The following is a 25,956-nucleotide window of genomic DNA, read 5'->3' on the forward strand; positions in this document are numbered from 1 at the left end:
TTCCAAGCCCGCTCACGCAGGCGGATACGTGGCGACCTCGATCAGGTTGCCGTCCGGATCACGGCAATACACCGATGTCATCTTGCCGCGCGCGCCGTCGCGCTCCACCGGACCCGCCTCGATCGCGACGCCTTGCGCGACCCAGTGCGCCTTGACGTCGTCCGGACTCGCGGTGGTCACGAAGCAAAGGTCCGCCGTACCCGGCACCGCTTCGCGCGACGTGAACCACGCGACCGTATCGGCCGATGCGGGACGCAGGTTGATCTTCTGATTGCCGTAGGTCATCGCCACCCGCGTGCCGGTGCGCGACGCGAACTCGGTGCGTCGCATACCGAGCATGCGTGCGTACCACGCCGCGCTGACTTCGACGTCGGCAACGTTCAGAACGAGGTGATCGAGACCGTCCAGTTGGAAGCTCATGGGTTTGTCGCGATGAATTCGAGCAGGCGACGGCGATGGCGACTATGCGCGCGGCGCGTCCGGTGCAAGCAGCACGCCCTTGGTGAACACGAAGCAACCGTAGCCGCGGTCCTCGCCGGTCGCGATCACGCAATACGCGCGGCGCGCACGCTCGTAAAACGCGAATCGCTCGATCGACACGAATGGCACGTCGCGGCGCTCCGCCGCATTCACCTCGGCTTGCGCCTCGCGTTGCACCGCGGGAATCGTGTGCGGCTCCCCGACCACTTCCATGCGCGACGCGGGATGCTCGACGAAAGTGTCGAGCGGCAGCACCGACAGCACCGCGCGGACCGCGCGCGGCGAACTGACGCCGTCGAGACGCAGCGGCTTGCCGAGCACGGTATCGCGTGCCACCGCGTCGGCCGGAAAATTAGCGTCGCAGATCACCAGTTCGTCGCCGTGGCCCATCGAGCGCAGCGCGTGCAGGATATCGGCGTTCAGTAGCGGGTCCAGATTTTTCAGCACGGAGTCTCCTGATCGTTGGATTGGGAATTTGCCGCATGGGTAGGCGCGCGCGTGTTCCGCCAGACGATCGCGTCACGCGTCGGCCGCGCGTCCTCCGCACGACGATCGATTGTAGCAAGCCGTAGCGTTCGCACCGCATTGCCAGCGCAGCCATCCGATCACTGCCAGCAGCACGAGGCCCGCGCCGCCGAGCACCGGTTCGCGCCAGCCGAGCAGCGCGATGAACATGAACGCCCGCGCGCCGGCGAGCAGCGCAAAACCCACGATCGCGCTCGATAACGCGTCGATGGCGGCCGCACCGCGCATCAACGCGAGATGGATTTGTGCAGGCGAGGCAGCGGCGGGCTCGTGCATGATCGTCTCCTTGAAAAAACGCGTCAGGCGGCGCCGGGAGCTTCGTCGAGGAAACCGGTGACCGCTTGCAGGCGCCCATGGGCGTCCACCACGCCGAAGTCGGAGCCCTTGACGATCGCCTCGCCAGCGGGCGTCGTCAGTGCCCACGAGAACCGCAGGCGATTCGCGAAGCCGTCGACGTCGGTCGTGCGGCGAAACGTGTGATGCGGAAAACGCTCATGCACCGCCCGGATCATCGCGTCGATGCCATCGTGGCCGGCACCTGCCAGCAGCGGGTCGCGATACTCGGCATCGGCGCTCCACGTTGCTGCGATCAGCTCGCGACGCCGCGCGGCATCGGTTTCGTTCCAGGCATCGAAATAACGGTCGATCAGATCGGTATGCGCATTCATCTCTAGCTCCTTGATTGGCTGGACTGAGCACTTCGCTCGGCATACGCATCGCATGCGGCGGGCTCGGAATGAAGATTGACCGTTCGCGTGCGGTGCGTCGATTACGCGTGAGGTAATGTCCACCGAACACAGGAACCTTCAATTGACTCGGCCGGTTACAGCGAATGACCCGAAATACCCTCGACGAGGCTCGCTCGATGGCCGCTGATGACGTGGGTCTCGTCGATTGAGATGGGCGGAGCATTACCTCTCAAGTAATCGATTGCTCGCGCGCTTCGACTATGATCGGTGGCATGAACACACTCTCTATTGCACAAACCGCTCCGTCACCCGGGCGGATGGCCACTCGCACGGTCGGCGAGCTTCTCCGCGAATGGCGGCAGCGGCGGCGCATGAGTCAGTTGCTGCTCGCCACCGAGGCCGACATTTCGACGCGCCATCTGAGCTTCGTCGAATCGGGCCGCGCGCTGCCGAGTCGCGAAATGGTCATGCATCTCGCCGAGCGACTCGACGTGCCGCTGCGCGCGCGCAATGCCCTGCTCGTCGCGGCCGGTTATGCGCCGCTGTTTCGCGAACGTCCGCTCTCCGACCCGCAGCTCGCCGCCGCGCGCGAAGCCGTCGAACTGGTGCTCAAAGGACACGAGCCCTACCCCGCCCTGGCGATCGACAGGCACTGGACCATCGTCGCGACCAACAATGCCCTCACGCCTCTATTGAGCGGCGCGAGTCCCGAACTGCTGCAGCCGCCGGTCAATGCGCTGCGCCTGAGTTTGCATCCGCAGGGCATTGCGGCGTCGATCATCAACTGGCATGCGTGGCGCGAGCATGCGCTGGCCCGGCTGCAAAGGCAGATCGACGTCAGCGGCGACGACACGCTGAGCGCACTGCGCGACGAACTGGCCGCCTATCCCGCACCGCCCGATGCGGACACTACAGCGCCGGACGATGCAAGCCTCAGCCAGATCGCCGTGCCGTTGAGACTGCGCACGCCGCTTGGGGTGTTGTCGTTCTTCAGCACCACGACGGTGTTCGGCACGCCAGTGGACGTTACGCTGTCGGAACTCGCAATCGAGGCATTCTTTCCGGCCGATCCGCAAACCGCGGCGGCGCTGCGCGAGTTTGCCGAACACCAAGGCGGCTAGCCGCTCGCGTTCTTCGTCCGCTCGACTCAACACGAACAAGCGCTATGTCCGTCAACGCCGACACTCTACTCATTCGCCAACTCGGTCTCGCTGACCGGGATGCCTATTTCCAGCTCCGCCTGCGCGGGCTGAAGGCGCATCCCGCTTCATTCGGACAAAGCTACGACGAAGCGGTGGCCAAAGGCGCCGCGCAGTATGACGCAACCTTGCAGGGTTCAGCGGCGGAAGGCACGTTCCTGCTTGGCGCCTTCGCGTCGGCGGATGCTCCGCTGATCGGCGTGGTCGGTCTGCTGCGCAACAAAGCCGACAAGGAGCGTCACAAGGCGAACGTGGTCGGCATGTATGTCGCGCACGAAGCGGCTGGCCGTGGGATCGGGCGTGCGCTACTGAGCGAGTTGTTGACGCGTGCGGCGCGCGTCGACGGCTTGCGACAGCTGCAGTTGACCGTGGGTAGCCGCAACGACGCGGCGCGCAAGCTGTATGAATCGCTCGGCTTTCGCAAATACGGGTGTGAGCCCGGCGCATTGAACGTCGATGGCGTGTTCCACGACGAGGACCTGATGGCGCGATTCCTGTCATAACGACCCGGTCCATTCTTACTGGATCCCCGGTTGATCGGCCTTTCACCTGCTCGAAACCACGAACCATGATATGTTTTCGCGTTTCCCCGTTCTCGCCGCACTCACCTGGAACCGCGTTTCCCGCCGCCGAGCGGCGTTGATTCGCGGCTCGTGTTGGGCGGCCTGCCAGTCAATTCGTCCATGTCCGATCTCTCCACTTCGCTTCCGCGCGTGCCGCGCCGTTTCGACATCAATGCGAAACCGCTCGGCGTTGCGCTCGTCCTCATCGCGCTTGGCGCTCTTTATCTGGCGCAAGCCGTCAGCGGCCGTCAGGCAGCGCTCTATGTCGTCGGCGCGCTGCTCGGCATGTCGCTTTATCACGCGGCATTCGGATTCACGTCGGCCTGGCGAGTTTTCATCGCCGACGGCCGCGGCGCAGGTCTGCGCGCACAGATGCTGATGCTTGCGCTCGGCGTGCTGCTGTTCTTTCCGGCACTCGCGGCGGGCACGCTGTTCGGCCATCCAGTCACCGGGCTCGTCGCGCCGGCCGGCACGTCCGTGCTCGTCGGGGCGTTCATGTTTGGCATCGGGATGCAGTTGGGCGGCGGCTGCGCGTCGGGCACGCTGTACACGGTGGGCGGCGGCAGTACCCGCATGCTGGTCACGCTCGCCGCGTTCATCGTCGGTTCGGTGGTCGCTACCGCGCATATGCCGTTCTGGAGCGCGCTGCCGTCGCTCAAGCCGCTTTCGATGGTGAAGACGCTCGGCGCGGTCTGGGCGATCGTGTTGAATCTCGTCATATTTGCCGCGATCGCCGCGCTGACCGTGCTGGTCGAACGGCGCCGCCACGGACGCCTCGTCGACGAGCCGCTGCGCCGGCCGCATGCGTCTCCATGGCTGCACGGTCCGTGGCCGCTCTTCGTCGGCGCGATCGCGCTGGTCGTGCTCAATTTCGCGACGCTCGCGCTGTCGGGCCGCCCCTGGGGGGTGACCTCGGCGTTCGCACTGTGGGGCGCGAAAATCTTCGCCGCGCTTGGCATCGACGTCGCCAGCTGGCCGTATTGGGCCACACAAGCAAACGCAGGCTCGCTCGCCGCACCGGTTACCCACGACGTCACGTCGGTGATGGACTTTGGAATCGTGCTCGGCGCGATGGCAGCCGCAGGGCTCGCCGGCCGTTACGCGCCTGTGTGGAAGGTGCCGGCGCGCTCGCTGATTGCGGCAGTGGTCGGCGGTCTGATGCTCGGGTATGGCGCGCGGCTCGCCTATGGTTGTAACATCGGCGCCTACTTCAGCGGCATCGTGTCAGGCAGCTTGCACGGCTGGCTCTGGCTCATCGCAGCCTTCGCCGGCAACGTGATCGGCACGCGTCTGCGACCGCTGTTCGGCCTCGAAGTCGAGCGTATCCGCCCGACGGGGTGCTAATCTCTGCCTCGCGGTTACAAGTCCAGCCCCAGTTTGCATAGTTTGTAACTGGGGTGGCATCTCTCCGTTACATCCCCGATCGGACCCTGCACACCTTCATGGGCGAGTATTTATTACTGCCCATATCCAGCCCTTTCTATTACCTTTCCGATTCACAGCGAATCCCACAATCGTTGACCGGTGTCGGTCCTGTGCATGCTTAATTGAGCCAAACGACCGCGCGACAAGGGTTTCAACCGATTAGAGTCGACTCTCTAAACGCTTAAGATCCGCTTGGCATCACTGATTACAATGGCGTGAAAAAGTTACCGGAAAATGTCGCATTTTTTGAGATATTTTTCCAACAGGGCATTGCTTTCTTGTTTCGGCCTTCATACAATTCGTCGCAGCTGTTACGAAATGTAACGCCTTGTATCAGAAATTGGCTGTCTGTATCAGGTCGCAACATGTAGCCGGAGGCCGCGTTTCCGGCGAGGCAGAAAAGACATAACGGCGCAAAGCCGACATAGTAATTCGGGGCTTCGGAAACAGAAAAAAATGGACCGTAGCAGCGAGACGCTGGATTCAATCCGCGAGATCAACTTGTCTTACATCATGCTTGCGCAACGCATGTTGCGCGAGGACAAACCGGTCGGGATGTTTCGGCTGGGACTGTCGTCGGAACTGGCCGACTTGCTTGCCGGGCTGTCGCTCGCGCAGATCGTCAAGCTTGCCGCGTCCGACCAGCTTTTGTGCTTTTTCCGCTTCACCGACCACTCGATGCTGTCGGCGTTGACGCAAACGACGAAGCACGCCGCAGTTGCACCGACCCATACGGCGATCCTGCTTGCAGGCCAGCCCGCCGAGCAATTTGCCTGATCGAGGTGACTGCAATGCTCAAGCGAAGCCTGACCGAAGATGCACAGGAAGTATTCCGCGCAATCGCGTTGATCGAGCTTGGCGCCCGCATGCAGGTGCTCGAAAGCGAACTGACGCTGTCGCGCGACCGCATGATCCGTTTGTATCGCGAAGTCAAAGGCGTATCGCCGCCCAAGGGCATGCTGCCGTTCTCGGCAGACTGGTACATGACGTGGCTCGCGAACATTCACGCGTCGCTGTTCTACAACACGTACCTGTTCCTGAAGAACGAGGCGCGCTGCTCGCATCTGGATGCGCTGACCAAGGGATATCGGCTCTACCTCGAACATTGTCAGCACAGCGAAACCGAACCGGTACTCGACCTGACGCGCGCGTGGACGCTGGTGCGTTTCTTCGACGCCGACATCCTGCAGCTCACCAAATGCTGCCGCTGTAGCGGCAAGTTCGTCGCGCACAAGCACGACCTGCAGCACAACGTCGTGTGCGGCGCGTGCCAGCCCCCGTCGCGTGCCGGCAAGACGAAGAAGGCGGCTGCCGCCCGTCAGGAAGCGCTCAGCGGGGCGCGGGTCGCGCAGGCCGCCTGACCGGTCGATTCGCTCGCCGCGACACGGCGGCCAACCGATTCAATCCGAAGCTCATGGGTGTCCGCGCAGCGAACGAACTGCGCGGATTCTATTCGCCCAGGCGTCGGGCAAACGAGCAAACCGACGCGCGGCAATCTCTGGAGCGGGACCGGCGCGGCGCCGCGCCTGGGCGCCGCGAACCGCCTCAAGTGTAGAGAGAAACCTCCGGCAAAATCCCGCTGAGCGCGTAGCGGCCGACGTCGCGCACGCGGTAATCGAGCGGATCGTGCAGCGTGTGCACGCGTGCGTTGCGCCAGAAACGATCGAGCGCGAGCGGTGCATGAGTCGCGCGGGCGCCGCACGCGTCGAAGAGTTTTTCGCCGATGTCGAGCGCCGCCCGGTGCGCGACGATTTTCGCTTCCGAGGTCGCCAGCGCGACGCGGGCACGGGTCTCGGCATCGAGCGTTGCGCGCAATTGCCACGCGTCGTCGAGCGCGTTGGCGGCGCGCGCGGCCAGCGCTGCGGCGCTGACCGTCTGAATATGCATTTCGCCGAAGCGCTGGATCAGGTAGGGATCGTCGGTGGCTTTGGCGACACCGGACGCAATCCACGGCCGGCCATGTTCGTGGACGTATGCGCGCGCTTCTTCGAGGCCGCCCTGCGCAATGCCGACGAACAGATTGGTCAGCACCTGTTGCGAGACCAGTGTGCGCAGGCTCGCGTGCGGCGTGTCGGGCCGCTCGAGCACTTCATGCGGCTCCACCCTGACCCGCGCGAACGACACGCTGCCGCTGTCGGTCTGCCGCTGGCCGATCGGGTTCCAGTCGTCGTGAACGGTGATGCCTTCGCGCGTGGTCGGTACGGCCGCGAACAGGGGTTTGCCGGTCGATGGGTCGTGGGCGGACACGGTCATCATCTGCGAGCCGCGCGTGCCGGAACAGAAGCCTTTCTGGCCGTCGAGCAGATAGCCGCCGTCGCTCGCCGCAGTTGCAATGAGCCGCGTGTCCAGCGGATTCACCGCATTGCCCCACCACCAACGGTGCTCGACGGTGCCGCGCAGATAACGCTCGCGTTGCCGCGGATTCCCCCACAGGTCGATGCTGACCACCTGCAGGCAGGTGAAGCCGAACAGATGCGCGAGCGCGCTGTCGACGCGTGCGAGTTCGCGCACCACGTCGAAGATCGCGGACCAGCGCTCGCCAGCGCCGCCGAATTCGCGCGGCACTGCCAGCGCCAGCAGTCCTGCGTCGGCGATCCACTGCTTCTCCTGCGCGGCGTGACCGCCTTCACGATCGCGTTGCGCCGCGCTCGCGCGCAGGGCGGCGAGCAGTGTGGTGAGATCGCGGGCGGGATGCATGTGCCGCTGCTCGCGAATGTGCTCGATGCCGTCATGCACGAAAGTCACTTGCTTGCCCCTGGGTCGTCGTTGGCCGGATCGACGATGATAAAGAGCGGCGCGCACAGGGTCTACCAAGCGATTTGCACAAGGAAAGCGCGAAAAAAGATTTGCAGGAAAAACGCCGGGCGGCGCTTGCGCGTCGCCCGGCGTGGGGATGAAGCTCGTGAAACGCTCGCCAGCAAGGTCAGCCATTCAGCGCTTCGCCACCTGCTGTTGCGTAGAAACGGATACGGCCGCAGCCGTGGCGCCGTGAGCATCAACCGGCACCGCCGCCGCCCCCACCGTCGTCTGTCCCGCCGTCACATCGCCCCAACCGCCACCGAGCGCACGAATCAGATTCACGGTCGCGACGGCCTGCGTACCCGTCAGATGGCTCGCCTGCAATTGCGACTGCAGCACCTGCCGCTCGGCATCGATCACGTCGAGATAGCTGACCGCGCCCTCCGTGTACTGCGTGCTCGACAGATGCGCGGCGCGCTGCGACGCGCCGACTGCGTCGTTCTGCTCGCGAATCTGATCGTCGAGCAAGCGCAGATCGGCAAGGTTGTCCTCGACTTCACGGAACGCCACGAGCACCTGCTGACGATACTGCGCGACGTCCTCGTCGTACTTCGAACGCGCCTGCGCGAGATTGGCCTGGAGTTGACCGCCATGGAAAATCGGCACCGTCAGCGCAGTGCCCGCAAACGGACCGAGGATGAACGCCCGGCTCGACCACATGAACAGATTGCCGAGCGTCGCCGATTCAAAGCCGAACGTGCCGGTGATGTCGAGCTTCGGGAAGAACGCCGACTTGGCGAGCCCGACGCGCGCATTCGCTGCCTGCATCGCGCGTTCGGCCGCCGCGATGTCCGGCCGGCGTTCGAGCAGTGCCGACGGCAGTCCCGGGGGCACGCGCACCGTCACGGGCGCAAGCGGCGCTTCCGCGAACGTGAAATCCGCGGGCGGCTTGCCGAGCAGAATCGCGAGACCATGCTCCGAGGCCGCCCGTTGCCGCGCGACGCCTACCGCATCGGCACGCGCGCTCGCGAGCTCGTTACGCGAGCGCGACAGATCCAGCTCGCTGACTTCGCCTTCCCTGAAGCGCCGCTCGACGAGCTTCAGCGAGTCCTCGCGCAATGCGACGGTGCGGCGATACAGGTCCTGGTCCGTGTCGAGCTCGCGCAACTGGAAGTAGTTCTGCGCGACATCCGCCTGCAACGACAACTGAACCGAACGGAACAGCGCTTCGCTCTGCTGCTCGTCCGAGCGCGCCGCGTTGACGTTCGAGCTGACCCGCCCGAACAGATCCGCTTCGTACGACGCACCGACCTGCGCGCGCCAGATCGTGCCCGTCGTGCCACCCGCGCTATCCGGCAGGAATTGCGACGCCGCCGAGGCGCGCTCGCGCGTCGGGCCGAAGCCCGCGTCGAACTTCGGGAACCAGTCGGACTTCGCCGCCTGCGTGACCGCGCGTGCCTGCTGCACACGGGCGGCCGCTGCCTTCAGGTCCTGGTTCGCGGCGGCGGCCTGCTCTTCGAGCGCGTCGAGCTGCGGGTCGCCGAACACCTTCCACCATTCGCCGCGCAGCGCATCGTCGGCGGGCTGCGCCGGTTTCCACGTGCCGGTGTTTTCTACCGATGCAGCCGAACCCGTCGCCGCCGCAGGCGCTTCCTTGAACGCCGCAGGCGTCTCGACGTCGGGCCGCTTATACGCCGGCTCCACCGAACATGCGGCCAGCAGTGCGATCAGCAGACCGCTTGCGGCCGCGCGGCCCCATCCGCGCAAAGAGTCAAAGCGAGATTCAAACCGTTTCATTGTTGTTTTCTCCTCAGGCGTCCGTAACGGGCGCGCCATAGCGCGGCGCATCCTTCTGCGCGACGTGAACCGTCCCGCCCGCGAGCGAACGCAGCACCACGTAGAACACCGGCGTCAGCATCAGGCCGAACAGCGTCACCCCGAGCATGCCGAAGAACACTGCGACGCCCATCGCGTGACGCATCTCCGAGCCGGCGCCGCTCGACAGCACCAGCGGCACCACGCCCATGATGAATGCGATCGACGTCATCAGAATCGGCCGCAGACGCATGCGGCTCGCCTCGATTGCGGCCTGCAGCGGCGTGCGCCCGTCGTGTTCGAGCTCACGCGCGAATTCGACGATCAGGATCGCGTTCTTCGCCGACAGCCCCACCAGCACCATCAAACCGATCTGCGTGAAGATGTTGTTGTCGCCGCCAGTGAGCCACACGCCAGTCAGCGCGGACAGCACGCTCATCGGCACGATCAGGATCACCGCGAGCGGCAGCGTCAGGCTTTCGTACAATGCGGCCAGCACGAGGAACACGAGCAGCACGCTGATCGGGAATACCCACAAGCCCGCGTTGCCGGCGAGGATCTGCTGATAGGTCAGGTCCGTCCATTCGAGCTTCACGCCACGCGGCAGCACCTGGGCGGCCACGCGCTCCGCCGCGGCCTGCGCCTGTCCCGAGGAATAGCCGGGGGCCGGGCCGCCGTTGATGTCGGCCGCCGTGTAGCCGTTGTAGCGCACCACCATCTCCGGTCCGTACGTCGGAGTTACCGTGACGAGCGACGACAACGGCACCATCTCGCCTGCCGCATTGCGCGTCTTTAGTTGCAGGATGTCGTCGGCGCGTTGGCGGAACGGCGCATCCGCCTGCACGCGCACCTGATACACGCGGCCGAAGCGATTGAAGTCGTTCACATACAGCGAGCCCAGATAGATCTGCATCGTGTCGAACACGTCGGTAACCGGCACGCCGAGCTGCTTCGCCTTCACGCGATCGAGATCGACGTTCAGTTGCGGCACGTTGATCTGATAGCTGGAGAAGGTCGGCCCTAGTTCAGTCGTTTGCGCCGCGCGCTTCACGAATGCTTCGGCAGCCTTATTGAGTTCGGCGTAACCGAGCGCGCCGTGATCTTCGAGCTGCATCTTGAAGCCGCCAAGCGTGCCGAGGCCGAGCACCGGCGGCGGCGGAAACACCGCGACGAACGAGTCCTTGATCGCGCCGTACTGCTGATTCAACGCACCGGCGATCGCGCCCGCCGAGAGCTTTCTGTCGCCGCGCTCCTTGAACGGCTTCAGCGTGACGAACACGATGCCCGCGCTCGAACTATTCGTGAAGCCATTCACCGACAAACCAGGGAACGCCACCGCGCTTTCGACGCCCGGCTGCTTCAGCGCGATCGCGCTCATATCGCGGATCACCTTCTCCGTGCGATCGAGCGACGCACCGTTCGGCAACTGCGCGAACGCGATCAGATACTCCTTGTCCTGCGCGGGCACGAAGCCGCCCGGCACGATCCGCGCAACCAGCACCGTCGCGCCGACGAGAATCGCGTACACCGCGAGCATCGCGCCCTTGCGACGCAGCACGCCGGTCACGCCACGACCGTAGGCTTCCGAACCGCGATGAAAGACCTTGTTGAAACGCTTGAAGAAGCCACCGAGCACACGGTTCATCACGCGCGTCAGCCAGTCCTCCTTCTCGCCATGGCTGCGCAACAGCAATGCGGACAACGCCGGCGACAGGGTCAGCGAGTTGAACGCGGAGATCACCGTCGAGATCGCGATGGTCATCGCGAACTGCTTGTAGAACTGACCCGTGAGACCGGTCATGAACGCAAGCGGCACGAACACGGCGACGAGCGTGAGCGCAATCGCGATGATCGGCCCGCTCACTTCGCGCATCGCCTTATAGGTCGCATCCCTCGCACTGAGCCCGCTTTCGATGTTGCGCTCGACGTTCTCCACCACGACGATCGCATCGTCGACGACGATACCGATCGCGAGCACCATCCCGAACAGCGACAATGCGTTGATCGAAAAGCCGAACGCAAGCAGCAGCGAGAACGTACCGACGATCGACACCGGCACCGCGATCAACGGAATGATCGACGCACGCCACGTCTGCAGGAACACGATCACGACGAGCACCACGAGCGCAATCGCTTCGAGCAGCGTATGGATGACCGCCTCGATACTCGAGCGCACGAACTGCGTCGGATCGTAGACGATCCGGTATTCGACGCCGGCCGGCATGTCTTCGGCGAGCTCCTTCATCGCCGCGCGCACCTGCTCGGAAATGGCGAGCGAGTTCGCACCTGGCGCCTGATTGATCGCAAGCGCAACCGCGGGTTTGTTATCGAGCAACGAACGCAGGCCATATTCCGACGCCGCGAGCTCGATACGCGCGATGTCGCGCAGATAGGTCACACCGCCATCCGGCGCGGTCTTCACGATGATGTCGCCGAATTCGCTCTCGGTCTTCAGACGGCCGCGCGCATTCACCGACAACTGCAACTGCGTGCCCGGCACCGACGGCGATGCACCGATCACACCGGCCGCGACCTGAATGTTCTGCTCGCGGATCGCGTTGACGACTTCAGTGGCAGTCAATCCGCGTTGCGCGACCTTCTGCGGGTCGAGCCAGATACGCATCGCGTAATCGCCCGAGCCCCACAACTGCACTTCGCCGACGCCCTGAATCCGCGCGAGCCGATCCTTCACGTTGAGCAGCGCGTAATTGCGCAGGTACGTCATGTCGTAGCGATCGTTCGGCGAGATCAGGTGCACGACCATCGTCAGCGTCGGCGAACTCTTGATCGTCGTCACGCCGAGCCGCTGCACGTCTTCCGGCAGACGCGGCAGCGCCTGATTGACGCGGTTCTGCACGAGTTGCGTTGCGAGGTCCGGATCGGTGCCTAGCTTGAACGTGACCGTGAGCGTCAGATTGCCGTCGCTATTCGCCTGCGACTGCATGTACAGCATGTTCTCGACGCCGTTGATCTGCTCTTCGAGCGGCGCGGCGACCGCCTCGGCGATCACCTTCGGATTCGCGCCCGGATACTGCGCGTGAACCACCACCGAAGGCGGCACCACTTCCGGATACTCCGAAATGGGCAGCTTGAACAGCGAGATGATGCCCCCGAGCAGGATCAAAACCGATAGCACGCCTGCAAAGATCGGGCGATCGATGAAGAATTTGGATATGTTCATTGGAAGCTCTTAACTTGGAGCGTGCGGTTGGAGCATGCGGCTCACGAATTGCCCTTCGCGCCGGCGTCCGCCTTGGCGCGCGACTGCGCGAGCGGCGCGCTGTTCGGATCGTCGTCGGTCGTCATCGGCACCATGTGAGCGCGCACCGCATCACCGGGACGCACGCGCTGGATGCCGTTGACGACGATGCGCTCGCCCGGCTTCAATCCGTCCTTGACGACGCGCAGATTGCCTTGCATCGCGCCTGTCGATATCTCGCGATAGACGGCGTGGTTGCCCTGATCGACGACCAGCACGAACTTCTTGTCCTGGTCGGTGCCGATCGCGGCATCATCGATCAATAGCGCCGGATGCGGGGCGCTGCCGCCTACCTTCACGCGCGCGTAGAGGCCAGGAATCAGTGAGCCGTCGGCGTTGTCGAACTTCGCGCGCACGCGGATGGTGCCCGACGATGTATCGAGCCGGTTGTCGACCGACTCGATGGTGCCGCTGCGCGAGTAGCCGGATTCATCGGCGAGACCGAGTTCGACCGGCACCTTGGCGCCGTCCTTCGCGCGGCTCAGGTATTGCAGGTAGGTCTGCTCGTCCGCGTCGAACGACGCGTAGATCGGCGACACCGAGACGAGCGTCGTCAGCGGTGCCGAGTTCGCGCCCGCCGACACGACATTGCCCACCGTGATCTCCGCGCGTGACACGCGGCCCGACACCGGCGCGACGATCTTCGTGTAGCCGAGATTGATGCGCGCGGTTTCCAGCGCGGCTTGGGCGGCCTTCAGGTTCGCGCTCGCCTCGCGCGCGGCGTTCTGCTTCTCGTCGTAGTCGCGTTTGGCGATCGCGTTGTCGACGATGAGCCGCTGCGCGCGTTCCCAGTCGCTTTGCGTGTAGCCGGTGCGCGCCTGCGCGGCCGCCAGCTGCGCCTCCGCGCGATCGACTTCGGCCACGTACGGACGCGGATCGATCACGAACAGCGTGTCGCCCTGCTTGACGAGCGCGCCGTCCTTGAAGTTGACCGACACGATCGTGCCCGGCACCTGCGAACGCACGTCCACTTTCTGGACGGCTTCGAGCCGGCCCGAGTAGGACTGCCAGTCGGTGATGGTCTTCTGCACCACAGTGGCGACGTCGACTTCCGGCACGATGGTGGGTGCGGCCGGCGAGCTTGCATCCACACGAATCGCGCCGAATGTGCCAAGCCCGGCAAGAACGACGACGACCACGGCGGCTAACGCAACGCGGCGGCGGGAAAGAGGAAGGATAGTCATGTGTAGCTCCCGGTATCGTTGATTGAATTCCTGTTTATCGATGAGCGCGCGCGTCGAAACGCCACTGAAAAAAGCGCACCGCTTCCTGCAACGCGGGCGGATGATCGGCGAGCGCCGCGTGAGAGACGCTCGGATAGCGCACCACCTGGGTATGCACGCCCGCGTCGATCAGGTTGCTTGCATACTTCTCGGCCTCGACATGCAGCACGTCGTTCTGCGCGGTCGCGATCAGCGTGGCCGGCAAGCCGGCGAGCCGCGACGATTCCAGCGGCGCCGCATACGGATGCATGCGCTGCGAGGCTTGCGGCAGGTACGCGCGATAACACGCGGCGCACTCGCGCGCCGTGATGTCCGAGCCGAGCCGCCGCTCGTCGCCGAGCCGCGTCAGGCTCGGATCGAGCATCGGCCCGAACAGCGCCTGCGCGCTGATCTGCACGTCGCCACGATCGCGTCCGATGAACGCGAGACAGTTGGCGAGTTGGCCGCCCGCGTCATGCCCCGCCACGCCGATCTTTCTGCTATTGCCACCAAATGCGCGTGCTCGCGTCTGGACCCACAGCGCCGCGCGATGCGCGTCTTCAGGCGCTGCCGGAAACGGGAACCGCGGCGCGAGCGAGTAGCCGACCGACACGACGAGCGCCGGTAAGTGCTCTGCGAAATACCGCGCGGCGAAGTCGGCGTATTCGATAGAGCCCTTCGTGAAGCCGCCGCCGTGAAAATAAAGCAATACCGGCAATCCGGTCTTTTTCGTCAGCCGGTAAAGACGCAACGTAATGGGCTGAGCGTAGCCGCCGATTTGCACGTCGGTGACTTCCAGTGTTGCGCCATTGGCCTGCGCGCCAGTGTCTTCGGCGCAATCGCCGGTGGAAACAGGCGGGTAAGGCGATTTGAATGCATCCATGTCGTGCCGCGCAAATACGCATAGAACCTCGATGGTGCGAATTGTGGGTTCGGCAGACTCGCAAATAAATGCCTATAATCCGGCAACACAATTCGGTGCGTTTGAACAATCAGCTTCCGATTGTTTTTGCGGACTCCATTCCCGCCTGCGCACGCGCCCCTTCTGGAGGTTTGCAATGGACCGGCTTCAGGCCATGCAAGTGTTCACACGTGTCGTCGACACCAACAGCTTTACCCGTGCGGCGGAAACGCTCGATCTGCCGCGCGCATCGGTTACTACGATTATTCAGAACCTCGAAGCGTTTCTCGGCACGCGGCTGATGCACCGGACCACCCGGCGCCTGTCGCTGACGCCCGACGGCGCCGCGTACTACGAGCGCTGCGTGCGCATTCTCGCGGACGTCGAAGAGACCGAGGCGAGCTTTCAGAGCGGTAACAAGAAACCGCACGGCAAGTTGCGCATCGACATGCCGGGCGCGATTGGCCGCCTGCTCGTGATTCCCGCGCTGTGCGAATTCCACACGCGCTATCCGGACATCGATCTGCAACTGGGCCTGACCGACCGCCCCGTCGATCTGCTGCAGGAAGGTGTCGATTGCGTCGTACGCGTCGGCGCGCTACAGGATTCCTCGCTGGTCGCGCGGCGCATCGGTCTGTTCGAGGGCGTGACCTGCGCGGCACCCGAGTACATCAAGCGCGCGGGCATGCCCACTTCGCTCGAAGATCTCGACAATCACAAAGCCGTCAACTACTTCTCGAGCCGTACGGGACGCACGATCGATTGGGCGTTCCTGGTGAACGGCAACGAGGTGGAAGTGAAGATGAAGAGCATCGTGTCGGTCAATGACGCCGATGCCTACGTGACCTGCGGACTCGAAGGCTTCGGCCTGATTCAGCCAGCGCTCTTCATGGTGCTGCCGCATCTGCGTTCGGGTCAACTCGTCGAAGTGCTGCCGGAACTGAAACCACTGCCGATGCCAATTTCGGCAGTCTATCCGCACAGTCGTCATCTGTCGCCGAAAGTCCGTGTTTTCGTAGACTGGATTGCAGAGTTGTTCGATCGTTGCCCATTGCTGAGCGGACGCGGCAGCCTCGACGCAACCTGCACGAAGCGCACGTTCGAGCAGCGTGAGTCCGCGCCGGCACTCGACACACCGGTGATCAACGAATGGGTCGCATGAAGTACGGGAAGTGAAACATTGAATTCCAGCCGCGGCGCCAATGCCGCGGCACCGGTGCAATCACGCTGCTTCTTCAAGCCATTCCGCGATTGTTCCTGAATCGCGACTATTCATTTCGCAAAACCACGATTTATCCGTACCGCATCGACGTCTACATTTCACCCTGTCGCAGCGCCATAGCGCTGCAATTGAATCGACAGGAGTGGATCATGAAACGCAATCTGCTGGCAGGCCTCGCTCTTTCGCTGCTGGTCAGTGTTCCGGCATTCGCGCAAGGCGGTGGCGGCATCGGCCGTGCGGGAACGTATGACACGCAACCGGCGCCAAGCGCAAGCACGAAGACTCGCGCGGAGGTCAAGGCCGAACTGGTCGCCGCGTATCGCGATGGCTCTTTGCCCTCGCTCAATCGCACCTCGTATCCGGACAAAGGCCTGATCGGCCAGACGCAAGCGGCGCGCATTGCGCTGCAGGAAGGTAGGAACGGCGAAGTGACGCGCGTCGCGAAAGGCCAGTAACGAGTTGGAAAGCCTTAGACAAGGAGAACATCATGACACCATCTGAACTCGATGAATGGGATAACAACACGCCCGTGTGGACTCCGTATCGTCCAGTCCAGCATTGAGCGTTAGCCCGTCGTTCACGGCACTCGCCGTCATGCGCCCGCGGAGTGGCTTCGCGGGCGTATTGCCATTGAGACTGCCGAAAGCCAATGCGTCAGCGAGATCGCGAAGGAGCGCGGCGTGCCGCGCGCGCAGGTCGCGTTAGCGTGGGTGCTGCAGAAGAAGCCTTACTGGCGCCGCACGTCCGGCTCAAAGAATACCCAGCGCACCTGCGGAAACGTGGCCTGCAGATCGGCCTCGACGATGTTGATCGCATCGACCATCGCGCGGCCGCTCGGATAGTCGATCATTTCCGCCTGCACCGCCACCACCACGTGACGCCCCCACTGCAACGTGATCATGTTGATGATGTCGCGAATCTCGGGACGCGCGCGCAGATGTGCGTCGATCGCGCTGCGCACTTCCGGGCTCGCCGATTCACCGACGATCATCGACTTCACTTCACGCGCGATCAGCCACGCGATGGTCATGAGCAGAAGACCAACCCCTACCGAGCCGAGCGCGTCATACACAGGGTTGCCGGTCACCATCGTCGATAGCACGGCGACGAATGCGATCGCGAGACCGAATAGCGCGGCGATGTCCTCGCCCGCCACGACCAGCAGATCCGATTCGCGCGTCTCGCGAAACCAGCGCCACAAATCTTTATCCGGATGCGACTTGCGAATCTCCTTGACCGCGCCCCACAACGACAGCGATTCGAGCACCACCGACACGCCGAGCACCACCAACGCGACGAACGCGTATTGCAACGGCTCGCGCGCAATCAGCCGATGAACGCCCTCGTACACCGAAAACGCGCCGCCGACGAAAAACAGCAGCAACGCAACCAGCAGCGAATAGAAGTTGATCTCGCGGCCGCTGCCCATCGGATGCAAAGGGCTTACCGGCTTGCGCGCTTCGCGCAGCCCGAATAGCAGGAGCAATTGATTGCCGCAGTCGGCAGTGGAGTGAATTGCTTCGGCGAACATGGAGCCGGACCCGGTGAACGCCGCCGCGGCGAACTTGCAAGCGGCGATGCCGACGTTGGCTGCGAGTGCGTAGAAAATGGCTTTCGGTGATTCTTCTTTCATCTGCTGGCGGGCGTCCGTGAGTGTGCTGGATACCGCACGATCGAAACGATCGGCAAGTACCCGATATTATGGACGACAACGACGCATCGGCTCGCACCGATCAGACCTGGTGCGCCGCCGCACCGCCAGTTCCCAAGTCGTCGTTTACGCCATTCGCTCTACTCACGCCCTCTCGAGCGCCGCCATCTCCCGCACGACCACCAGCAGCACCGACAGGCTCGCGCCGCCCGTCGCGCGCAGTTCGGTCAGCAAACGCGTATAGCGCTCGAGCGGAACCGCGCGTGCGTCGCGCCACCTTTGCACGAGCGACTCCGGCGTCGATGCATCGGTCGCGCCGGCCAGTGCGCTGGTGGTCAGCGCGCGCTTGAGCCGTGCGAGTTCGGCGAGCGCCGATGCGCGCGCAAGCATGTCCCAATGCGTCGGCGCCGGCAATGAGGCGGCACGTTGGCTGATCCAACTGTAGTTCAGCAGAGTGCCGAGCGCGAGGTAGACGCCCGCGACCTGTTCGAGATTGCGCCCGCACGTCGACGCGACTTCGGCGATATCGAGCAAAGCGGCCGACACCTCGCCGCTCGCGATACGCACCGCGAGATCGCTATCGACACCGGCGTCGACGTATGCGCGTTGCCGCTCCGACAACGCTTCGAGATCCGCGCCCGGCAACAGCGCCGGCCATTGCGGCGCGAGACGCTGCGCGGCATCGCGACAGCGTGCGAGCAGGCCGCTCACGTCGTCGTCCGCCACACCCGAATGCAAATGCCGCAGGAACCACAGCGCCGAGCGTTCGACGAGCCGCGCGACGTCGGCGAACATCCGTGCCTGCACGTCGTCGGCGACGCGGTTATCGAGCGCGTCGATGCTGCGCCAGATCTGTTCGAGATCGAATACGTCGCGCGCCATGATGCACGCACGCACGATATCGCCGGGCTGCGCATCGGTTTCCTCCATCAGCCGATGCACGAACTCGCAGCCGACCCGGTTCACGAGCGCATTGGTCAGATGCGTCGCGAGAATTTCGCGGCGCAGCGGATGGCGCTGCATCGGTTCGCGGAAACGCTGCCGTAGGGGCTTCGGAAAGTACTCGATCAACATGTCGCTGACGAGCGGGTCTTCCGGCATCGACGATTCGAGCAGCGCGTCATACAGCCACATCTTGCTGTACGCAAGCAGTACCGCACGCTCGGGGGTCGTCAGGCCCTGCTTCGCCGCGATGCGCTCGGCGATGTCCTCGTCGGTGGGCAAAAATTCGATCCCGCGATTGAGCCGCCCCGCCTTCTCCAGATAGCGCATCAAACGCGCCTCGGCATCGAGCAGTTCCACGCCAAAACGGCCCGCAACCGACAAAGCCTGCGTCTGATAGTAGTTGTCCGTCAGCACGAGCAGACCGACTTCATCGGTCATTTCGGCAAGCAATGTATTGCGCTGCTTCTGCGTCATCTCGCCATCGGCGACGACGAGGCCGAGCAGAATCTTGATGTTGACTTCGTGGTCGGAACAATCGACTCCCGCCGAGTTGTCGATCGCATCGGTATTGATGCGGCCGCCGTGCTGCGCGAACTCGATGCGCCCGAGTTGCGTCAAGCCGAGATTGCCGCCCTCGGCCACCACCTTGCAGCGCAGATCGGCGCCGTTCACGCGGATCGCGTCGTTCGCACGATCACCCGCCTGCTGATTCGTTTCGCGGCTCGCCTTCACATAGGTGCCGATGCCGCCGTTATAAAGCAGATCGACGGGCGCCTGCAGAATCGCGCGCATCAGCTCGGCCGGCGAGAGCGCCGTGGCGCTGATGCCGAGCACCGACTGCACCGCCGCCGACAGCGGTATCGTCTTCGCGCTGCGCGGAAATACGCCACCGCCCGCCGAGATCAGCGACGGATCGTAATCGGCCCAACTCGAACGTTCGAGCATGAAGAGCCGCGCGCGCTCCGCCATGCTCGCGGCCGGATCGGGATTCGGATCGAGAAAGATATGCCGGTGATCGAACGCGGCGAGCAGCTTGATATGCGGCGACAACAGCATGCCGTTGCCGAACACGTCGCCCGACATATCGCCGATACCGACCACCGTGAAGTCCTGGCTCTGCGTGTCGACGCCCATCTCGCGGAAGTGTCGCTTGACCGACTCCCACGCGCCGCGCGCGGTGATGCCCATTTTCTTGTGGTCGTAGCCGACCGAGCCGCCCGACGCGAAAGCGTCGTCGAGCCAGAAGCCGTATTCCTGCGAGATCGCGTTCGCGTAGTCGGAGAACGTGGCCGTGCCCTTGTCGGCGGCGACCACCAGATACGGGTCGTCGGGATCGTGACGCACCACGTCGGGCGGTGGCACGACGTCCGTTCCCGCGAGATTGTCGGTGACGTCGAGCAAGCCGCGCAGGAAGGTCTGATAGCAGGCGACACCTTCGCGCATCCACGCATCGCGCTCGCTCGGCGGCGGGGGATTCTTGACGACGAAGCCGCCCTTCGAGCCGACCGGCACGATCACGACGTTCTTCACCATCTGCGCCTTCATCAGGCCGAGCACTTCCGTGCGGAAATCTTCGCGCCGATCCGACCAGCGCAAGCCGCCGCGCGCGACGCGCCCGCCCCGCAGGTGCACGCCCTCGACGCGCGGCGAATAGACCCAGATCTCGAACATCGGCTTCGGCTCGGGCAAGCCGGGCACTTGCGCGGGATCGAACTTGAACGACAGGTACGGCTTCGGTTGCCCCTGGGCGTCATAGCGGTAGTAGTTGGTGCGCTTGGTCGCCTTGATGACGCCGAGAAACTGTCGCAGGATGCGGTCCTCGTCGAGATTCGGCACCTGGTCGAGCGCGCTCTCGATCGTCTGGAGACAACTATCGACGCGAGCCTCGCGCACGTCGCCGAGAGCCGGATCGAAGCGCGCGATGAACAGCTCGACGAGCATGCGCGCAATCGCCGGGTTGCCGGTCACCGCGCGTTCGATATACGCGTCGCTGAACGTCGAACCGACCTGCCGCAAGTACTTCGCGTACGCTCGCAGAATCGTCACCTCGCGCGCATTGAGGTGCGCGCGCAACACGAGACGATTGAAGTCGTCGCTCTCTATCGCGCCAGTCCAAACCTGCTCGAACGCCTGCTCGAACAGATCTTTCACCCGCTCGATATCGAACTCGGCATCGTCGGCCAGTTCGAGACCGAAGTCGTGAATCCAGGCGGGCGTCGCGCCCAACGCTTCGATCAGATAAGGCCGCTCTTCATCGACACGCACGCCGAGATGTTCGAGCATCGGCAGGCTGCGCGACAGCGCGATCGGCAAGCCCGCGCGATACACCTTGAAGCGGAACGCGCGCGGTCCTGATTCGATCGGCCTGTACAGGTTCATCGCGAGCCGCTCGCTGCCCTGCACGCGCTCGATCAGTTCGATGTCGCGCACGGCCGTGCGCGCCGGATAGTCGTCGCGATAGCCAGCGGGAAACGAAGCGCCGTAATGCTGCAGCAAACGGTTGCCGTGCTCTTCGCCGTACGCGTCGAGCAAGGCGTCGGCCAGATCGTCCTGCCAGCGGCGCGCGACCTGCACGAGGCGCGCTTCGAGCTCACGCGTATCGACTTCGGGCATGCCGCCCGGTTTGGCATGGACGACGAAATGAATCCGCGCGAGCGTCGACTCCGACAGCAGCGGCGTGAATTCGACGTTCTCGCCATTGAATGCCTCAGCGAGCAGGTTGGCGGTGCGTTGCCGCAGATCGGTGTTGTACTTGTCGCGCGACACGAACACGAGGCACGACACGAAGCGATCGAAGCGATCGCGCCGAACGAACAGCCGCGTGCGCTGATGCTCCTGCAACCGCAGCACGCCGAGCGCGATGTCGTACAGCTGATCCTCGTCGGCCTGGAACAGTTCGTCGCGCGGATAGGTTTCGAGCACCGTCACCAGCGACTTCGCCAGATGACCCTTCGGCAAGAAGGCGGCCCGTCTCACGATATTCGCGCATTTGCGCCGCACGATCGGAATCTCCGCGGCCGACACGAAATAAGCGGTCGATGTGTACAGGCCGATGAACCGTCTTTCGCCCGTCACCTTGCCATCCGCGCCGCTCAGCTTGATGCCGACATAGTCGAGATAGCCGGGCCGGTGCACCGTCGCGCGCGAATTGGCCTTGGTCAGAAAGATCGGCGACGACCCGGTGACAATCTCCGCGGCCGCCGGGGGCAACGGCGTGACTTCCGCCGCGCCAGCCGGGCGCGGCGCATCGCGCAGAATGCCGAGGCCGGAGCCCGCGACCGCCCGCAAACCGTAGCCGCCGTCCTGCTCGACCAGTTCGTAGTCACGTTGGCCGAGGAACGTGAAATGATCGGCGACCATCCATTCGACGAACGCGCGCGCTTCGACGCCCTCGGGACTGGTCTCGCGCACCTTCATATCCTGAATCGTCTGCCTGGCGCGCTCGACGATCTTTGGCCAGTCCTCCACCGCCGCGCGCACGTCGCCGAGCACGCGCGCGATGTCGTCGCGCAGCGCGTCGAGTTTTGCGGCATCGCCACAACGATCGACCTCGAAATGGATGCACGAAGTCAGATGGGAGCGCGTATCGCCGGCATCTTCGGCGCCCTGGCTCACGCGCGCGATGCTGCCGTCCGGCGCGCGCCAGATGCGAAACACCGGATGCACGACCGAATGCAGCGCGAGCCCATGCCGGTTGACCGCCATCGAAACCGAGTCGACGAGGAACGGCATGTCGTCGTTGGCGAGCTCGATCACCGTGTGATCGGAATGCCAGCCATGCTGTTCGAGGATCGGGTTATAGACGCGCAGGCGCTGCTCTCCCGGCACGAAGCGCTGCGCAGTTTGCCAGTGCGCGAGCGCCGCGCCGTAGAGATCGGCGATCGAGCGGCTTTGCAGATCGCCCGCGTCGACGAAATCGTAGTAATGCCGCAGGAACGGTTCGACGATGCTGAAGGTCGGCTCGGGCAATCGCCCCCGGGCAAATTCGACGACATCGTTCAGCAGGTGCGTGACGGCCTCTTCGTTCTTTGCTTGCATGATCGACTCCCCTGGCTGGCGGCAATGGTGAGTGTCGCGTGATTCGCAGGCAACGGCTGAACAGGAATTATGCGCCTGCCGTACGCGATACGGCCGATGCCCGCGGTCAGGTAATACCCGCTGACGGCTCGTCGAAGATGCGCGAAAGCGCCGCGGAAAGACGCGCCGTCGCTGCGTCGCGGCAATGCCGTGCGCGGCTCAACGCGCGGGCCTGGCGGCCCCCGGTGCCGGCGCGGCCGCATCCCCTGTTTCGGCTGGCTGGGCGAGCCACGCGCGAATCTGCGCGGCGGTCCACGCGGGATCGTCGTGCGGCAGATCGTGGCCGGCCCACGGATGCTCGCGATGCGGCGCGCCCCACGCCGCTGCGAGCTTCGCCGAGCAAATGGGGTCCACGAGCCCATCGGCCTGCGAAGACAGAATCAGAAGCGCACAGCCCGGCGCGGCAGGCGCGGCGCGGAAACGCGCGGCCGCCCACAATTGCCGCAACGCATTGGCGGGGCTCACCGGTGCGCTGCGGCGAATGGCGGTCCACGCATCGAGATCCGCGCCGAAGGTGTCGACGTTATTGCACGTCAGCCGATGGATGCCGCGCTCCGCCTCGGCCGCATCGCTCCAATGCGCGGCGACGCGAAGCAGGCCCGGCCACGCCGACAGCCGCAGCCGCTCGTGCGCGCGGCTGAATGGCCGCATACTCGTATTGATCAGCACGAGCCGTTCGATTTCGCCGGGATGACGCTGCGCCCAGTGGGTCGCGACCATCCCGCCAAGTGACATCGCGACCATGCTGTAGGGGCCCGGCGCGCCGCTTTGCAGCGCCGCCTGCCGCACGCATGCGACCATTCCCGCGACGCTCGCCGGTGCGCGCCGCCGCGCGAACTCGCCGTTGCCGGGCAGATCGAGCAGCAGCAAACGCAGGCCCGTTGCGCCCGCCGCTGCATCGCGCGAGCAATTGGCCGAGGTCTCACCCAGACTCTCGCGCAAGGCAGCCGGCAAATGCCCCCAATGCCGAGTTTCGCGCGTGAGTCCGCGCAGCAGAATCCACGTGCTCATTCGCTATCCGTTCTGTACCAATGGTCGAGCGCGCATTGCAGCAACTGCTCGCGGCGGCTGCCTTGCGGCAGCCAGCGCTGCGACGAAAACGCCGCGCGCGCGAGGAAGTCGAACAGGTTCGCATGGCGCCGCAGCACGCGTGCGGTGCGATGCTCCATGACCGGATTGAACATGTCCTGCCGCGAAAACAGCTGACGCGGATTCTTCTTGATCCACAGCCACGAGCCGAGTTCGAGCGTCATCGGCAGGAAGATGTTCGGCACCGGCGTGCGGTCGTACGCGTAGTCCCATAGATCGCCGTGCACCAGATACTGGTGGCTTTGCGGCTCGAACGTGTAGCCGTGGTGCGGATGCGCGTGTTCGAACATGCTCTTCAATACGTACATTTCGGGCAGATGCCGCATCTGCTTGCGGGTTCGCGCGTACGGAAACCAGATGCTGTCGCTCCAGCCGTAGCCGGAATGGCAATCGAGCGCGATACTCAGCGGCCGCGTGGCGAGCTGCGCTCCGACCACTTGCAGCAGCGCGGCCGCCTCGGGCTCCATCGGCTCGCCCGCGCGGCCGCGATACCAGGGCAGCCACGCGCCGACGCGCTGCCCGCCCGCAAGCAGCGGCACCCGCGCGTCGGCGTTCTGCGGCGCGTTGCGCATCAGGTCGACGCCATGCGGATTCGCACGCGTGGATGCCCACATGCCGCCGGGATTCGCGATCGGCAAAAAAATCAGTCGGATGGACTGCAATTGCCGCACCAGCAGTTCGTCCCATTCGAGCCGCGCGAGCAGCGCGCGCATGTAGTCGAGCACGAGTTGCGAGCCGATTCGCTCGAGCCCATGAATGCCGCCGAAAAAACCAATGGCCGGCGCGAGCGGATCGGATGAACCGATGCTCGCGGTGTAGACGGAAAAGCGCCGCCCGCGCACGGCGGTCTCGCAGACGGCGCGAATTTCAAAGCTTGCGCTGCCCTGGTCGAGTATCGACTTGAGATCTTCATATTCGGCAAAGCTGTCCGGAAGAAAGCTCAATGGAGTCGGCATGACGGCGTGACCGGGGTGTCGGGATTATTAGGGGCGGCCGGAAGACGAACTATAGCCTGGCCAGGTGTCAGCGCGCGCGAGCGCGTGCGTGCGTGAACGCGAATCGTGTCATGCGTATGTCACTTTCCGTGCGAATCGCTGACTTTAGGCTGACTTCGTTTTGCCATCCTGACGACACATGACACAACGAGAAAAGTCGCACATAAAGATGTAGTCGTCTAGACGTTGCAATGCCTTCACTCAACCGTCACAGTCGCTTTCTAGAATGAGCCCCACCTATGCCGGCACTGTCCGGATGCATCGAGGGAGTGGAGATGGAAGCGATCCGCGAAGCTATTCGAATCGAACGATTGAGCAAGACGTTCGGCAACGGCCGCAAAGCGCTCGACGAAATCGATTTGCGCGTCGCACCCGGTGAAATGGTCGCGCTGATCGGCGCATCGGGCTCGGGAAAATCGACGTTGCTACGGCATATCGCGGGCTTTACCGCGTCGGACGCGCAGCCGTCGCAGATCGAGATTCTCGGTCGGCCGATCCAGCAAAACGGCCGCATCGTGCGCGAAGTGCGCAGCATTCGCCGCGACATCGGCTTCGTGTTCCAGCAGTTCAACCTGGTGAACCGGCTGTCGGTCGAAACCAACGTGCTGATCGGAGCGCTCGCCCGCCTGTCGTGGTGGCGACGCCTGTGCGGCCGCTTCCCACGCGCGGAACGCGCACTGTCGCGCGCCGCGCTGCAAGAGGTCGGGATCGCCGAACATGCGCGCGAGCGCGCCGCCAACCTGTCGGGCGGTCAGCAGCAACGCGCCGCGCTCGCGCGGGCGCTCGTGCAGCGTGCGCAAATCGTGCTCGCCGACGAGCCGATTGCCTCACTCGATCCCGAATCGTCGCGCCGCGTGATGGACATGTTGCGCGCGCTGAACGTCGAGCATCGGATCACCGTGCTGGTGTCGCTGCATCAGGTCGACATCGCGATGCAGTACTGCCCGCGCACGATCGCGTTGCGTCGCGGCAAGGTGGTCTACGACGGCCCTTCCAGCGCGCTGACGCCGGTGTTGCTCAAGAAGCTCTACGGCGACGACGCGTCCGGGCTCCTCGACGACACGACGCGCGGCGCGGACGAAACACGCGATGCACATGACGCTCCGGCTCGCGCGAACACCGGCCCCACGTCGGCATGCCATGCGTTCGCGTTGAGCATCGCGCCGTCGAACTGAACACG

General features: G+C 64.3%; 21 protein-coding genes. 8 read left to right on the plus strand and 13 right to left on the minus strand.

The features are described from left to right. Positions 1-12 precede the first annotated feature (12 nt). The 4 genes from LJ655_RS02205 to LJ655_RS02220 all read right to left on the minus strand — a co-directional run bounded on the left by LJ655_RS02205 (position 13) and on the right by LJ655_RS02220 (position 1,673). A complete protein-coding gene (locus LJ655_RS02205; RefSeq protein ID WP_230559618.1) occupies positions 13-420 on the minus strand; it encodes a VOC family protein in 408 nt (135 codons plus the stop codon). Between the two features lie 42 nt (positions 421-462). Next, positions 463-927: an RbsD/FucU family protein gene (locus LJ655_RS02210; RefSeq protein WP_230559619.1), complete on the minus strand. Its 465-nt coding sequence runs from the start codon at positions 925-927 to the stop codon at positions 463-465. 72 nt (positions 928-999) lie between these two features. Continuing rightward, positions 1,000-1,281, minus strand: coding sequence for a hypothetical protein (locus tag LJ655_RS02215; protein ID WP_230559620.1), 282 nt, complete (start codon positions 1,279-1,281; stop codon positions 1,000-1,002). A 23-nt stretch (positions 1,282-1,304) separates the two neighbouring features. Beyond that, positions 1,305-1,673: a nuclear transport factor 2 family protein gene (locus LJ655_RS02220; protein ID WP_230559621.1), complete on the minus strand. Its 369-nt coding sequence runs from the start codon at positions 1,671-1,673 to the stop codon at positions 1,305-1,307. A 293-nt stretch (positions 1,674-1,966) separates the two neighbouring features. On the opposite strand from LJ655_RS02220, the gene LJ655_RS02225 reads away from it, so the two are divergent. The 5 genes from LJ655_RS02225 (at position 1,967) to flhC (ending at position 6,242) form a co-directional block, all read left to right on the plus strand. Then, positions 1,967-2,815 (plus strand): helix-turn-helix domain-containing protein, encoded by an 849-nt coding sequence (locus LJ655_RS02225; RefSeq protein WP_230559622.1) that lies wholly within the window; start codon positions 1,967-1,969, stop codon positions 2,813-2,815. 44 nt (positions 2,816-2,859) lie between these two features. Further along, positions 2,860-3,396 carry a GNAT family N-acetyltransferase gene (locus tag LJ655_RS02230; protein ID WP_230559623.1) on the plus strand — a complete coding sequence of 179 codons (537 nt, stop codon included), beginning with the start codon at positions 2,860-2,862 and terminating at the stop codon, positions 3,394-3,396. Between the two features lie 180 nt (positions 3,397-3,576). Next, positions 3,577-4,800, plus strand: coding sequence for a YeeE/YedE family protein (locus tag LJ655_RS02235; RefSeq protein WP_230559624.1), 1,224 nt, complete (start codon positions 3,577-3,579; stop codon positions 4,798-4,800). Positions 4,801-5,337: 537 nt separating this feature from the next. Continuing rightward, entirely contained in the window at positions 5,338-5,658 is a 321-nt protein-coding gene (gene flhD, locus LJ655_RS02240) for a flagellar transcriptional regulator FlhD (RefSeq protein WP_230559625.1), read from the plus strand. Between the two features lie 14 nt (positions 5,659-5,672). Next, positions 5,673-6,242, plus strand: coding sequence for a flagellar transcriptional regulator FlhC (flhC, locus tag LJ655_RS02245; RefSeq protein WP_230559626.1), 570 nt, complete (start codon positions 5,673-5,675; stop codon positions 6,240-6,242). A 184-nt stretch (positions 6,243-6,426) separates the two neighbouring features. On the opposite strand, the gene LJ655_RS02250 is transcribed toward flhC, so the two are convergent. The 5 genes from LJ655_RS02250 to LJ655_RS02270 all read right to left on the minus strand — a co-directional run bounded on the left by LJ655_RS02250 (position 6,427) and on the right by LJ655_RS02270 (position 14,779). Further along, on the minus strand, positions 6,427-7,578 hold the full coding sequence (locus LJ655_RS02250; RefSeq protein ID WP_230559814.1) for an acyl-CoA dehydrogenase family protein: 1,152 nt from the start codon (positions 7,576-7,578) through the stop codon (positions 6,427-6,429). A gap of 234 nt (positions 7,579-7,812) precedes the next feature. Beyond that, the gene (locus tag LJ655_RS02255; protein ID WP_230559627.1) at positions 7,813-9,417 is read right to left on the minus strand and encodes an efflux transporter outer membrane subunit; all 1,605 of its coding nucleotides are present in this window, start codon (positions 9,415-9,417) and stop codon (positions 7,813-7,815) included. A 13-nt stretch (positions 9,418-9,430) separates the two neighbouring features. After that, the gene (locus LJ655_RS02260; protein ID WP_230559628.1) at positions 9,431-12,616 is read right to left on the minus strand and encodes an efflux RND transporter permease subunit; all 3,186 of its coding nucleotides are present in this window, start codon (positions 12,614-12,616) and stop codon (positions 9,431-9,433) included. Positions 12,617-12,657: 41 nt separating this feature from the next. After that, positions 12,658-13,878: an efflux RND transporter periplasmic adaptor subunit gene (locus LJ655_RS02265; RefSeq protein ID WP_230559629.1), complete on the minus strand. Its 1,221-nt coding sequence runs from the start codon at positions 13,876-13,878 to the stop codon at positions 12,658-12,660. Positions 13,879-13,912: 34 nt separating this feature from the next. Beyond that, positions 13,913-14,779 carry an alpha/beta hydrolase gene (locus LJ655_RS02270; RefSeq protein WP_230559630.1) on the minus strand — a complete coding sequence of 289 codons (867 nt, stop codon included), beginning with the start codon at positions 14,777-14,779 and terminating at the stop codon, positions 13,913-13,915. Positions 14,780-14,954: 175 nt separating this feature from the next. Between LJ655_RS02270 and LJ655_RS02275 the strand changes: the two genes are divergently transcribed. Together LJ655_RS02275 and LJ655_RS02280 are read left to right on the plus strand one after the other, a co-directional pair. Continuing rightward, positions 14,955-15,959 carry a LysR family transcriptional regulator gene (locus LJ655_RS02275; protein ID WP_230559631.1) on the plus strand — a complete coding sequence of 335 codons (1,005 nt, stop codon included), beginning with the start codon at positions 14,955-14,957 and terminating at the stop codon, positions 15,957-15,959. Positions 15,960-16,168: 209 nt separating this feature from the next. Further along, entirely contained in the window at positions 16,169-16,474 is a 306-nt protein-coding gene (locus tag LJ655_RS02280) for a DUF4148 domain-containing protein (protein ID WP_230559632.1), read from the plus strand. Positions 16,475-16,746: 272 nt separating this feature from the next. On the opposite strand, the gene LJ655_RS02285 is transcribed toward LJ655_RS02280, so the two are convergent. The 4 genes from LJ655_RS02285 to LJ655_RS02300 form a co-directional block, all read right to left on the minus strand. Continuing rightward, positions 16,747-17,652, minus strand: coding sequence for a cation diffusion facilitator family transporter (locus tag LJ655_RS02285; RefSeq protein WP_230559633.1), 906 nt, complete (start codon positions 17,650-17,652; stop codon positions 16,747-16,749). Between the two features lie 162 nt (positions 17,653-17,814). Next, the gene (locus LJ655_RS02290; RefSeq protein ID WP_230559634.1) at positions 17,815-22,653 is read right to left on the minus strand and encodes an NAD-glutamate dehydrogenase; all 4,839 of its coding nucleotides are present in this window, start codon (positions 22,651-22,653) and stop codon (positions 17,815-17,817) included. A 198-nt stretch (positions 22,654-22,851) separates the two neighbouring features. Beyond that, a complete protein-coding gene (locus tag LJ655_RS02295; RefSeq protein WP_230559635.1) occupies positions 22,852-23,703 on the minus strand; it encodes an alpha/beta fold hydrolase in 852 nt (283 codons plus the stop codon). Continuing rightward, positions 23,700-24,737: a M14 family zinc carboxypeptidase gene (locus LJ655_RS02300; RefSeq protein ID WP_230559636.1), complete on the minus strand. Its 1,038-nt coding sequence runs from the start codon at positions 24,735-24,737 to the stop codon at positions 23,700-23,702. Before LJ655_RS02300 ends, LJ655_RS02295 begins: the two co-directional genes overlap by 4 nt. Before the next feature lie 314 nt (positions 24,738-25,051). Between LJ655_RS02300 and phnC the strand changes: the two genes are divergently transcribed. Then, positions 25,052-25,951 (plus strand): phosphonate ABC transporter ATP-binding protein, encoded by a 900-nt coding sequence (gene phnC, locus LJ655_RS02305; RefSeq protein ID WP_230559815.1) that lies wholly within the window; start codon positions 25,052-25,054, stop codon positions 25,949-25,951. Positions 25,952-25,956: the final 5 nt, after the last annotated feature.

The organism is Paraburkholderia translucens, assembly GCF_020881035.1.
GTDB lineage: Bacteria > Pseudomonadota > Gammaproteobacteria > Burkholderiales > Burkholderiaceae > Paraburkholderia > Paraburkholderia translucens.